Origin of the sequence: Corynebacterium simulans (assembly GCF_001586215.1) — a bacterium.
Classification (GTDB): domain Bacteria; phylum Actinomycetota; class Actinomycetes; order Mycobacteriales; family Mycobacteriaceae; genus Corynebacterium; species Corynebacterium simulans.
Window position 1 is genome coordinate 575,095 of record NZ_CP014634.1, and the last position, 13,282, is coordinate 588,376.

The window sequence follows — 13,282 nt, forward strand, 5'->3', positions numbered from 1 at the left end:
CCTGTACCAAGTCTAGGCACAGGCCTTGTCGCAGCTCAGGAGGGGCTTTTACTGAATGAATCCTGGCAGCCCCATAACGTCACCCCCAATATCCACCCCCACAACCTAAACCCATACTTCACAGTCGTAACTATTTTCACATTAGTAACATGCGTAACATGCTGGCATGTTCGAATAATTTTCGAACATTTCCTGTCTTTACCTGCAATTTTCACAATTGCAACAGTACGAAAAGCTCGATAACTTTATCTCGTTGCCATAAACGGCCTCGATATTCCGGATTGGACTTTTTCGGCGTGTCGAAACGCGTCCGTTTGGCACTAAAGGCTTAACCGAGCCACCCCGACCATGCACCGCCATGAAAAGGACCCGAAGTTATGAAGCGCAATCTCCGCGCACGCAAGACTGTGGCACTTACTGCCTTGGCAGTTTGCACCACGCTTGCCACCACCATGGGCGCTACCGCCTCTGCCGCGCAGCCGGCAGCTAGCGTAGACGTCTCTGATGGCTCGTCACAGCCAGAAGTATCTACTAATGCAGATAACGCAACGCTTATCGACGCCTTCGTCGGGCTGACCAAGTCCACGGCCGGCGTACTCGCGGGCGCTGCTACCCCAGAGGTATCGAATGAGGGCGGGGCGCTGAACATCGTTCTCGACCCTTCGAGTGTTCCGGGGCTTGCCCAGGCTTTCGCGCCTTCCGGCAATCACTCCGGACTGAAGCCAACGAAGAGCCAGGACTCCGCGGGCAACACCGTGGTGTTTCCTACTTCCGGCACTCTTACTTCCGGCTTCGGCCCGCGCTGGGGCGCCTTCCACAGCGGAATCGACATTGCTAATCCGATTGGCACGCCGATTTACTCCATCATGGACGGTGAAGTTATCTCCTCTGGTCCGGCTCAAGGCTTTGGCCACTGGATCCGCATCCAGCACGATGATGGAACCATCTCCGTCTATGGCCATATGCCGGGCGACCAACTGCTTGTCAACGTCGGAGACCGCGTGAGCGCAGGTCAGCAGATCTCCGTCATCGGCAACGAGGGTCAGTCCACCGGCCCGCACCTCCACTTCGAGGTGCACCCGGGCGGCGGCGCAGCCGTGGACCCGGTCAACTGGTTCGCTCAGCGTGGCATCAACATCTAAGCGAACCGCCCTTTGCGCTTAAAGCTTTTCCATCGGCACGCCGCCGATGAGCATCAAGCGCACTTTGCCGGCGCTTCCGAAGTCCACCGTCACCGTGGCGCGTGGACCGGAACCGGAGGCATCGATGACCGTTCCTAGGCCGTACTTGGCGTGGTTGACGCGGTCTCCCACAACTAAATTCAGCTGGTTGTTCTTAGGCATCGAGCTGGTAGGAGCAGGCTTACGCGTGCGTTGCGAAGGGGAAGACGTAGCGCGCGGTGAGGTTCTGCCCCAGCCGGACCAATCGGAGCCATAGGAGCGGCCATATTGGTAGGAATCATCTCCGCCCCATGCACTAGACAGCGAGCTGTCTGGTTCTTCACGGCGCCAGTCGATGAGGTCTTCGGGGACCTCGGCGAGGAAGCGGCTGGCCGGATTCGTCATCGGGTTACCCCAGGACGAGCGAAGTATTGCGCGGGTGAGATAGAGCTGCTCGCGAGCGCGTGTGATGCCCACATAAGCCAAGCGGCGTTCCTCACTGAGCTCTTTTGGATCCCCTAAAGAGCGCATGTGCGGGAATTGGCCATCTTCCCAGCCTGTGAGGAAGACGACTGGGAATTCCAAGCCCTTGGCAGTGTGCAAGGTCATCAGCGTGACCACGCCAGTTTCGTTGTCAGGGATTTGGTCTGCGTCAGCTACCAAAGACACCTTCTCTAGGAAAGCCTGGAGCGAGCCGGGTAGGGCCTCCCCCTCGGCGAGCTCTGGGCTTAAATCTTCTACAGCGTCGGCTCCGGTAAACGCCATCTGATTAGCCGCCTCGGAGCTAAATTCTCGGGCAACGGAAACCAACTCGTTGAGGTTATCCAGCCGCGCGCCATCCTGCGGATCATTCGAGTTCTCCAACTCCGCACGGTATCCAGTTGCATCGAGCACGGCACTGAGCAGATCACCAAGATCCGGCTGATGAGTAACCTCGTTAATCATGCTCGGAATCTGAGCGCGGATGCCTTCCATCATCTCGTTGAACTTCGACACTGCATTAACGGCTCGTGTGCCCATGCCCGCAATGTTGCCCGCGGCGGCATCGTACAGGGCCTTTCCAAAGCTCACTCCCAGGTTCTCTGCATGCAGCGCGATCTGGGATTGCGCCTTATCACCGATGGCGCGCTTGGGAACGTTGATAATGCGGCGCAGGCTCACTGTGTCATCCGGATTATCAATGATGCGCAGATAAGCCACCATGTCACGGATTTCGCGGCGTTCATAGAAGCGAGTGCCGCCCACAACCTTGTACGGGATTCCGGAGCGAACAAAGATATCTTCCAACGCACGCGAGGCATTGTTCGTGCGGTACATGATCGCCATATCGGAATAGGCGCGGCCCTTATCTGCCAGAGAGTCGATCTCAGAAGCAATAAAACGGGCCTCATCATGCTCGTTATCGGCGACATAGCCGACGATCTTCGCGCCTTCGCCGTGCGCAGTCCACAGGTTCTTCTCACGGCGGCCCTCGTTCTTCGCGATGAGAGCGTTCGCCGCGTTCAGAATGGTCTGAGTGGAGCGATAGTTCTGCTCCAACAAAATGGTGTGCGCCTGCGGATAGTCACGCTCGAATTCCTGAATGTTGCGGATCGTAGCGCCACGGAAGGCATAAATGGACTGATCTGAGTCACCCACCACGCACAATTCTGGTGCATCGGGGCCTAGCTCTCCCCTACCCACCAATGCAGAAACCAGCGCATACTGCGCATGGTTGGTGTCTTGATACTCATCGATAAGAACGTGCTTGAAGCGGCGACGATAGAAATCCACCACCTGTGGGTGCTGATGGAAGATACGCACTACCTCACCGATGAGGTCATCGAAGTCCACGGAATTGGCTGCACGTAAGCGGCGCTGATATTCATCGAAGACGCGTGCAACCGTAATCTCGAAAGGATTCTTGGTCTTTTCTGCTTCTGCCAAAGCGTCAGCCGGCGAGACCAGCTCATTTTTGTGATTCGAAATCTGATTGGCCAGCACACGGGCGGTGTACTTCTTTAGATCCAACTGCATGTCTTTGGCGATCATGGTCAAAAGGCGGCGTGCATCGTCACCGTCATAAATAGTGAAGTTGGTGTTCAGTCCCTGCACCAGCTGCGCATTTTGACGCAAGATCCGCACGCAGATGGAGTGGAAGGTAGAAACCCACATCCGCTCGGCCACTGGCCCCACCAGCTGGCCCACGCGCTCTTTCATCTCCGTGGCGGCCTTGTTGGTAAAGGTAATAGCCAAAATCTCCCACGGAGCCACCCCACGATTGCGCATAAGATAAGCAATGCGGCGGGTAAGCACAGCAGTCTTACCAGAGCCCGCACCCGCCACAATCAGCAGCGGCGAACCAGCGTGCGTAACCGCCTCAAGCTGCTGCGGGTTAAGGCCCTCAGTAAGCGGATCGGGGTCCACAGCACCAGGCGCGCCAGCTGGGTTCGATGCAGCACCAGCAGCAGGCCCCCTCGAAGTAGGAGCCCCAAAGCCACCCGACTGTGACTGCGGCGCGGCAGGCCGGGCTGGGCCACCGAAACCGCCAAAGCCGCCAAAAAGATCCGGCTGGCTGTTGGCAGAATTTTTTCCATCTGGGTGTGGGGCTGGGGTAAATTCAGACGCATTACTCATAGTGCCTACCAACCTACTAGCACCACCGGACATCCCCTCATAACACGCCTTATGCAGGGGAATTCGAATTTATCTGCTGCAGTTTCCTTTTTGGTTTTTAAGTGGCAGAATCTTGGGCTATGTCCTCTGCGAACAACCCGACTGAAAACTCCGCGCACGCCAATAGCCTCGATACCAACGTTGTGGACAACGGCATGGAGATCCGCATGCCCTCCGGCACCGATGATCCCTTGAGCGATGCGGAGATTCAGAACTATCGCAAGGAAATCAACCGCTTGGATCGCGTTATCCTCGACGCTGCGAAGCGCCGCACGGAAATCTCCCAAACCATTGGGCGCACGCGCATGAACGCCGGCGGCACCAAGCTGGTGCACACCCGCGAGATTGCCATTCTCAACCAATTTCGCGACGAGCTCGGTGAGGAAGGCCCAGCCATCGCCTCTGCGCTGCTGCGCATGGGCCGCGGAAAACTCGGCTAAATCTTTCAATAAATTTCATCTTTCTGGAAATAATACAGTATCCTCTTCGCCATGAATGCAGTTCTTGTCGCGGTCATCGTCATGCTCGTCCTCGCACTTTTGCGCGTGCATGTCGTCGTCGCGCTATTCCTCGGCGCGCTGACGGGCGGCCTGCTTTCCGGCATGGGGCTCGATGGCACCATGGTCGCTTTCCAGGATGGCCTCGGTGGCGGTGCCAAAATTGCCCTGAGCTATGCATTACTGGGCGCCTTTGCCATGGCGGTCGCCGCGGCAGGCGTGCCGCAGCTGCTCGCCAACGCCCTGATCCGCAAGATCGGGGGAGACGGGGCGTCGCCAAGCGCAGCACAAGCCACCAAGTGGATCTTGGTCGCCGGCCTCATCGCCATGGCTGTGATGAGCCAGAACGTCATCCCCGTGCACATCGCGTTCATCCCGCTTATCGTGCCGCCACTACTCAAGGTCATGAATGCCCTGCGCCTCGACCGACGTCTGGTTACCTGCTGCCTGACCTTCGGCCTGGTCACCACCTACATGTTCCTACCGGTGGGCTTCGGCTCCATCTTCTTGAACGACATCTTGCTGTTCAATATCTCCGAAGCGGGACTTAACACTGACGGCATCTCGATCATGAAGGTGATGGGCATTCCTGCCCTTGGTATGCTCTCTGGCCTGCTGATTGCCATCTTCTTCAGCTACCGCAAGCCACGTGATTACACCGATGCCCCGCTCAGCAATGAAGAGCCAACCGAAGAAGCCCCGTCGCGTTACAAGATTTGGGTCTGCGTTGTGGCTATCATTGCCACCTTTGGCGTGCAGATTGCGATGCAGGCGATGGATTTCGAATCCGATGGCCTCATGGTTGGTGCCCTGACAGGACTTGGCATCATGTTGGTCACCGGCGCCATCGATTGGCGCAAGGCAGACGATGTCTTCTCCGATGGCATGCGCATGATGGCGCTCATCGGTTTCATCATGATTACTGCCCAGGGCTTTGCCTCTGTCATGACGGCGACAGGTCAGGTCGAGGAACTGGTGAATGCAACCAGCGATATCTTCGGCAGCAACAAGATGATGGCCGCCGCGGTCATGCTCATCGTGGGACTTGTCGTGACGATGGGCATCGGTTCTTCCTTCTCCACGCTCCCCATCATCTCCGTCATCTATGTTCCGCTGTGCATGTCACTGGGCTTTAGCCCCGCCGCGACGGTGGCCATCGTCGGCACTGCAGGCGCGCTTGGCGACGCCGGCTCCCCCGCCTCCGATTCCACCCTCGGCCCCACAGCGGGTCTGAGCGCCGACGGCCAGCACGATCACATCCGCGATTCGGTCATCCCGACCTTCCTGCACTTTAATATCCCGCTTCTCATCGCCGGCTGGATTGGAGCAATGGTCCTGTAGCTAACGGCAAAATGCTCCCGCGTGGACTACGGTGGTATCCGTAATTTTTAGTGTCTGACTAAAGCCAGAAAGGCCCTTGTAATGGACATCACCACCCAGCCCCAGTGGAACGCACTTGTGCAGCTCTTTGCGGAGAAGAAAGACCTCAATCTACGTGAGCTCTTCGCCGCTGACCCGCAACGTGCGGCTCGCTTAACTTTCGACGCTGCGGGGCTGCATGTCGATCTTTCCAAGAACCTGGTTGATGACGATGTCCTAGCGGCTTTGGTAGAACTTGCCCGCGCTGCAGATGTAGAAGGTCGCCGCGATGCCATGTTCGCCGGCGAACACATCAACAACACTGAGGACCGCGCAGTCCTGCACACCGCCCTGCGCCAGCCGGCAGATGCGCAGCTTAGTGTGGATGGACAAGACGCAGTGGCTGATGTTCACGAAGTTTTGGGCCGCATGCGCGACTTTTCAGATTCCCTGCGCGATGGCAGCTGGCTGGGGCATACGGGTAAGAAGATTCGCACCGTGGTCAACATCGGTATCGGCGGCTCCGACTTGGGCCCGGCCATGGCCTCGAAGGCGCTGCGCAGCTACGAAGACGCCGGCATCAAGGCACTTTTTGTCTCCAACGTTGACCCGGCTGACATGGCTGCGGCGCTGGACCAGGTAGAAGCTGAGGAGACTCTGTTCATCATTGCTTCTAAGACCTTTACCACCCAAGAGACCCTGACCAATGCGCACGCGGCGCGCGCGTGGCTCATCAATAAGTTGGGTGATGAGGCGGCAGTGGCCAAGCACTTCGTTGCTGTATCGACCAACGCCGAGAAGGTCTCCGAGTTCGGCATCGACACTGCGAACATGTTCGGCTTCTGGAACTGGGTGGGCGGCCGCTACTCCATGGATTCCGCCATCGGCCTGTCCCTGATGTGCACCATCGGCGCGGATAACTTCATGGACATGCTTGCCGGTTTCCATGCGATGGACGAGCACTTCCGCACCGCGGAGCTGGCGCAGAACCTGCCGGTCCTGATGGGCATGCTCGGCGTGTGGTACTCCGACTTCCACGGCGCACAGACCCATGCGGTCCTGCCTTATTCTGAGGACCTAGGCCGCTTCCCTGCTTATCTGCAGCAGCTGACCATGGAGTCCAACGGCAAGTCCGTTCGCCGCGACGGCACCGCGGTCTCCACGGGCACTGGGGAAATCTACTGGGGCGAGCCGGGCACCAACGGCCAACACGCTTTCTTCCAGCTCATCCACCAGGGCACTCGCCTTATCCCGGCGGACTTCATCGGTTTTGCTCGCCCGCAGCAGGACTTCCCTACTGCCGACGGCACCGGCTCCATGCACGATCTGCTGATGGGTAACTTCTTTGCTCAGACCAAGGTTCTGGCATTCGGCAAGACTGCCGAGGAAATCACGGCGGAAGGCGTTGCCCCTGAGCTGGTTCCTCACAAGGTCATGCCGGGCAACCGTCCGACCACTACCATCATGGCGGAGCAGCTGACCCCGGCTGTGTTGGGCGCGCTCATCGCACTCTACGAGCACATCGTGTTCACTCAGGGCGTTATCTGGGATATCAACTCCTTTGACCAATGGGGCGTGGAGCTGGGCAAGCAGCAGGCGAACGACCTCGCGCCAGCAGTCTCCGGCAAGGAGGAAGCAAACTCTGGCGACCAATCCACCGATGAGCTCATCGGCTGGTACCGCTCCACCCGTTAAGCTCCTAGCGCTTAACGGGTGGCTCGAAGCCTATTAAGCCCTGGCCCGGAAATAGGGCTGGCAATGCGGGCACCACCAGATGATGCGCTCCAGCTCGCCTTCTTCCCCGCCGGCGTCAACGCCGCCGAGCGTCGACTTGGCAATTGGCGTGCCACACCGCCTGCACTTGGCGTTATTTCTGCCGAAGACGTAGGTGGTCTCCCCGGCGCGCCGCACGCCCGTGGTCACGCGCACTGGGGAGTTGCGGTTGGCCCACATGATGCGCCGCGATATCTCCAGAATCCGCGGCACATCCACTTGGGCCACGCGAAGGGCCGGGTGCACGCCCGCGATGAAGCAGGCCTCCGCCCTGTATTCGTTGCCGATTCCGGCCACGTTTTTCTGATCCAGCAGCGCCGCCCCAATGGTACGGGTGGGCTGGCTTAAGATTCGCCGCGCGGCTTCGTCCGCGCCCTCAGACTCCCACTGCTCGCTCAAGATATCTGGGCCCAAATGCGAAATCCGCTCGTTGTACAAGGAGGCAGGATAGGCCTCGACCATGCCCAGCCAGTGGCCCACCAGCTCAATATCGCGCGGATTATTAGCTAGCTGTAGCACCACCCGCGCGCTATGGCCCGGCTTGCGCCACCTATCGCCCTTGTAGTGAATGGCCCACTGGCCTTCCATCTTCAAGTGAGTATGTAGCACCAAGCTTTCGGCATCGGGCCGCGCGAACTGCATGAAAAGATGCTTTCCATAAGGCCACACACGAGAAACTGTGCTGCCCTCCAAATGCACGGTGGCATACCGGGGCACCCTAAGCGACGCCCCGGTGACCTCACGGCCGGTCATAAACTGCAGCTTATTGGACAACTGCAGGACGGAATCACCTTCTGGCATGCAACCAGTCTAACTAGATGGCAAAACCAGCTCGTTAAAGATGAGGAACCCGGTAGCCGCTGAGGCCCGTGGCACATGGATTTACCGTCTCGGATTTACCATCCTGGTTTTAGCGTTTGAGTTCGGTTTCTAGCGGCGGCTGCCCCGCGGACGAAATCCACCCGGCGCGCCACGGCCTGGTTCGGGAGGATCGTCAAAGCTTAAATCCGGTAGCTCCGCCAGAGCTTCCGAAACGCTTCGGCCGCGGCGTGGCTCCATGGGCTTTTGCCAGGGGTCGCTGCGGTTGTCTTCGATGCGGCGGGACGTGCGCGGCGGCGCAGCCTTGGCCGAGATCCGCACGCCACGGGGACTGATACCTGCGCCAAGGCCTCGCAAACGAGTGGCGATTGCCGATTCGAATGCGGGCGCTCCGTTGATTTTCTCAATCACCAGCGGGCTCAAGCGCCCTGCGGCGATGAGCTCCGTGAGACCTTCAAGCACTTTGCCAAGCACTTCATCAGCATCGATGCCCTCAGGCAGGGCGTCCAAGAAAGTTGTCAGCGTCTTTCCACCGCGGGTTAGATGCGCCACGCAGAGGCCGTCCATCAGCACCACTAGGGCACCGGCGCTACGGGTGGGGCCGTGGCCGCCGTCCGCGCCATCGCGTTGCGGCCAAGCAAGGGCCGCACCATACGGGTTGGCGGGATCCGTCGCGGCGAGCACGTAGGTATTAATTTCCGCAGTGCTCGCAGTGCCAGATGGCCACCCCGTCACGTCGGGCGAATCGTTCATGCCACGCAAGCGATCGATGACCGCGGGAGTAGAAAACTGCGCCGCGCCAAGCCCTTCAATCACATAGCCGCGCATCGCCTTGCCAGATTCCTCAAAGCCAGAGAGCACTTTATAGGCCAGCGCGAAGCCGCCGAGCACGTCCTCGGCCACCACGGAACCCCGAGTGAGCACGCCATAGCGGTCAAGCCAAGCCTCACCGTGTGCTACGGAGCGGCTCGTCGCGTCGACGCCTTGGCCTGACACGGAAGCAGCCCAACGGCCGGCCACGTCGGGGGCGGTTGCGGCCCCGCCGAGGCCCTGCGTTTGGGCAAAGGACGTGCGTCCCATGCGCAGCCGGGAACGGGTGGGGCGTCGCTTAGCGCGGTGCGCAGTTGCTCCCGAGCGCGAACCGGCCGCGGCAATGTGTGTGCGGATTGGCGCAAAGGAATCGGGACTAACCAGGCCCATTTCTACCAGCTGCCACAGCGCTTCCCGCAGCTCCTCGGCAGTGCCAGGCACCTGCGCCGCGATATCGTTGAACAGGTAACTGCCGCCACCGCGCAGGACCTCCAGCGCCGCTAATTGCAGCATGCTCAGCCCCTGCTCATCAGGGTCAACCTGCGGCGCCAACTGCGCCGCGTAGTCCACCGGCAACAGCATGATCCACGGGTCATTCGTGCCAGCCTTGCCAGCGCCTACGATGAGCACCTCGCCATTAGAGGTCAGTTCATCGAGCATGGTCGGCGAGTAATCCCCCACGCGCGCCGGCAGAATCAGCGACTCCCACGCAGAAGCCGGCAGCCTAACTCCGGCGAGCTGTTCAATCACGCTGTAGACGCCATCCGCCCCGCGTAGCGCAGGCCGCTGGCCCACGGGCGCTACCTGCTGCCAATCGGGCAAGAAGCGTCCGAAAGCGGCAGCGCTAACAGGCTCCGTCGCAGCGCGTGCCGCAGCCAGCGAGCGCGAGCGAATGGTGCGCAAGACCTCCGCAGCGCAGTACTCGGTCTCCTCGATTCCTTGGCGGTAGCGGCCTTCCACCACGCTATCGAGACTCGCCAGCGCGGTGTGTGCTGCCGAGGCCGAAAGGCCAAAGGCCGCCTGCAAGTCCCCCAACACGAAAGGCCCGCGGGTGCGTGCCCAACGCGAGACCAGCTGTTGCAAGGCATCGGTGATGGTGGACTGCTGCGCGGCAACACCAGGCGGGACGGGCACGCCGAGTCCGTCGCGAAGCAGCGGGGCGTCAAGGGGCTGTGCGAAGTGCTCGCGCCCGGCAATGCGCACCCGCATCACGCGGGCGCCCAGAGAATCAATTGCGCTCAGCGGCACCGAGGCATGCTCCGCCATCTCTTCCACCGGAATCGGCCCCAGCACGCGCAGCAGGTCTGCGACTTCCTCCGTTGTACGCGCCCGACGCTCCGCGGAGGTGCGCTGTAGCTGGGCATGCACCTGCTCGATGACCTCCGGATCTAAAAGCTCCCGCAGCTCCACCGTGCCCAAAAGCTTGGCCAGAAGCGCCGGATCAAGCGCTAGGGCCGCCGCCCGCTTTTCCGCCAGCGGAGAATCGCCCTCGTATATGAAAGCGCCGGTGTAGTTAAACAGCAGCGTCGAAGCAAAAGGCGAAGGCTGCTCTGTGGTCACCTCCGCGATGCGAATGCAACGCAAAGCCAGCTCGCGCATGGTTTCCGTCAACGCCGGCAGATCATAGACATCCTGCAGGACTTCGCGGACCGTCTCCAGGATGATGGGAAAGGAAGGGTACTTCCGCGCGACGTCGAGAAGCTGTTCCGCCCGCTGACGTTGCTGCCACAGCGGCGCGCGCTTGCCGGGACTGCGGCGCGGCAGCAACAGCGCACGCGCGGCACACTCACGAAAACGCGAGGCAAAGAGCGCGGAACCGCCCACCTGCTCGGCCACGATGTCCGAAATCTCATCGGCGTCGAAAAGAAAAAGCGCAGCATCCGGCTCCTTTTCACCCTCGGGCAAGCGTAGGACGATGCCGTCGTCGCCAGCCACTGCCTGCGCGTCCATGCCGGTCAGCTCCGCCACCCGCTGCCCCACCGCAAGCGCCCAGGCAGCATTCACGCCTCGGCCGAACGGCGTGTGCAACACCACGCGCCAATCCCCGAGTTCGTCCTTAAAACGCTCGAGAACCAAGGTCTTCTCATCCGGAATAACACCCGTAGCCTCATGCTGTTCCTGCAGATAGGCCACGATGTTATCCACCGCATGCCCATCTGCGTCCTGGATGATCTCTGGAGAAAGGTGCACATGCCGGCGATAAGCACCCAAGGCCTTGCCTAGCTCATAGGGACGTCCTGCCTGGTCACCATTCCAGAAAGGCAACCGGCCAGTGTGCCCCGGCGCAGGGGTGACAATCACCTGATCGCGCGTGATTTCCTCAATGCGCCAGCTAGTAGCACCCAAGGTAAAGATATCGCCCACGCGGGATTCATAGACCATCTCCTCGTCGAGCTCACCCACGCGCCGGGGCGCGGCATTTTCTGCCCCCGCAGGCAGAAAGACGCCAAACATTCCGCGGTCCGGAATCGTGCCGCCGTTGGTAACAGCCACGCGCTGCGCACCGGGGCGCGGGCTCAGCCGGCCAGTGATGCGGTCGAAGACCACGCGGGGTTTGAGCTCCGCGAAGTCCGTGGAGGGATAGACGCCGGAGACCAGGTCGATGACGGAATCGAATACCTCCCTGGCCAAATCGCGATAGGGCCACGCGCGGCGCACCATGGCGTACCAGGCATCCACGTCTAGGCCACCCGCGTTATCTGGGGAGGTAACCGGAGCAACCTCGGCGGCGGCGACGGCTGCCACGGTCTGCTGTGCCAACACGTCTAATGGGTTCTGCGGGGAGTGCATCTCCTCGATGAGGCCCTCGCGCATACGCGCCACGGTAAGAGTGGATTGCACAAGGTCAGCACGGTGCTTCGGATAGAAAGAACCCTGCGATACAGCGCCCACGGAGTGCCCGGCACGGCCCACACGCTGCAGACCAGAGGCTACCGAAGGCGGTGATTCCACCTGCACCACTAGATCGACCGCGCCCATGTCGATGCCCAGCTCTAGCGAGCTGGTGGCCACCACTGCTCGCAGTGTTCCTTCCTTGAGCATCGTTTCAGTCAATGTGCGCTCATCCTTCGACACCGAGCCGTGGTGTGCGCGAGCGATGACGGCAGGTGCCTTGCCGGCGACGTCGACTTGCTTCATCAGCTGCGCTGGGTCCCGGCGCGTAGCAGGCGACAAGCTTTCCGGATCATGCTCCATGGCATAAAGCTCATTGAGCCGGGAGGTCAGGCGCTCCGCGGTACGCCGCGAGTTCACGAACACGAGCGTGGAGCGATGCTCCATGATTTCGCCGTAGAGGTCTTCTTCAATAAACGGCCAAATGGATTTCGCGGTGGGCAATGCCGAATCAGCCACCGCCGCGGGGCCAGTAATGCCCAGTGGATCATCCACTGTCATCTCACCGATAGTGGAGCCTTGCTCTGGGGTGGGCAGATCCGACATGTCTTCCACAGGCACGTGGACATCAAGCTGCCAGCGTTTTTCAACCGGCGGTGCCACGATTTCCACGGGCCTGTCGCCGCCCAAAAAATTCGACACTGCAGAAAGCGGGCGCACCGTTGCCGATAGCCCGATGCGCTGGAACTCCCCCGCCACGGCCGCCAGCCGCTCGAGCGTGAGCGCCAGGTGTACGCCACGCTTGGTGCCAGCCAGGGCGTGGATTTCATCAATGATGACGGTATCGACGGTAGATAGGATGCCCGCGGCCTTCGAAGTCAGCATCAAATAAGCCGACTCCGGAGTGGTGATGAGGATATCCGGCGGGCGGCGTACCTGCCGGGAGCGTTCTGCAGAAGGTGTATCCCCGGAGCGTACGCCGACGGTGATGTCGGGGGCATCAAGTCCTAATCGTTCTGCCGCACGAGCGATGCCGTTCAGCGGAGCACGCAGGTTATTTTCCACGTCCACGCCAAGCGCCTTCAGCGGGGAGATATACAAAACCTTGACGCCTGAGGTGCCGCCCTTTACCGGCTGTCCCACGGGCAGTGCAGTTTGGCCTTCCTTTTCCACGAGGGAATTTAAGGCCCATAAAAACGCCGCCAGGGTTTTACCGGAGCCGGTGGGGGCGACCACGAGCGCATGGTTGCCGGATGAGATCTGCTCCCATGCCTCGCGCTGTACGGGCGTGGGCGCTGCGAAAACGTCCTCGAACCATTGCCGGACTTGGGGCCGGAAGCGGGTTAGGACGTTTTTGTTCATGCCTTACTTTATCGC

General features: G+C 60.4%; 7 protein-coding genes. 4 read left to right on the forward strand and 3 right to left on the reverse strand.

What is annotated here, in order from left to right:
- Positions 1-377 precede the first annotated feature (377 nt).
- The gene (locus WM42_RS02690) at positions 378-1,142 is read left to right on the forward strand and encodes a M23 family metallopeptidase (RefSeq protein ID WP_061921226.1); all 765 of its coding nucleotides are present in this window, start codon (positions 378-380) and stop codon (positions 1,140-1,142) included.
- Positions 1,143-1,160: 18 nt separating this feature from the next.
- On the opposite strand, the gene pcrA is transcribed toward WM42_RS02690, so the two are convergent.
- Positions 1,161-3,776 carry a DNA helicase PcrA gene (gene pcrA / locus WM42_RS02695; RefSeq protein WP_082787617.1) on the reverse strand — a complete coding sequence of 872 codons (2,616 nt, stop codon included), beginning with the start codon at positions 3,774-3,776 and terminating at the stop codon, positions 1,161-1,163.
- 194 nt (positions 3,777-3,970) lie between these two features.
- On the opposite strand from pcrA, the gene WM42_RS02700 reads away from it, so the two are divergent.
- The 3 genes from WM42_RS02700 (at position 3,971) to pgi (ending at position 7,366) form a co-directional block, all read left to right on the forward strand.
- A complete protein-coding gene (locus WM42_RS02700; protein WP_235591023.1) occupies positions 3,971-4,255 on the forward strand; it encodes a chorismate mutase in 285 nt (94 codons plus the stop codon).
- A gap of 51 nt (positions 4,256-4,306) precedes the next feature.
- Positions 4,307-5,653, forward strand: a complete 1,347-nt coding sequence (locus tag WM42_RS02705; protein WP_062035596.1) for a Na+/H+ antiporter family protein — start codon at positions 4,307-4,309, stop codon at positions 5,651-5,653.
- An 81-nt stretch (positions 5,654-5,734) separates the two neighbouring features.
- Entirely contained in the window at positions 5,735-7,366 is a 1,632-nt protein-coding gene (gene pgi, locus WM42_RS02710; RefSeq protein WP_062035597.1) for a glucose-6-phosphate isomerase, read from the forward strand.
- 33 nt (positions 7,367-7,399) lie between these two features.
- Here the strand turns inward: pgi and WM42_RS02715 are convergent, their stop codons facing one another.
- Together WM42_RS02715 and WM42_RS02720 are read right to left on the reverse strand one after the other, a co-directional pair.
- Positions 7,400-8,245 (reverse strand): DNA-formamidopyrimidine glycosylase family protein, encoded by an 846-nt coding sequence (locus WM42_RS02715; RefSeq protein ID WP_062035598.1) that lies wholly within the window; start codon positions 8,243-8,245, stop codon positions 7,400-7,402.
- Positions 8,246-8,374: 129 nt separating this feature from the next.
- A complete protein-coding gene (locus WM42_RS02720) occupies positions 8,375-13,267 on the reverse strand; it encodes an ATP-dependent helicase (RefSeq protein WP_062035599.1) in 4,893 nt (1,630 codons plus the stop codon).
- Positions 13,268-13,282 lie beyond the last annotated feature (15 nt).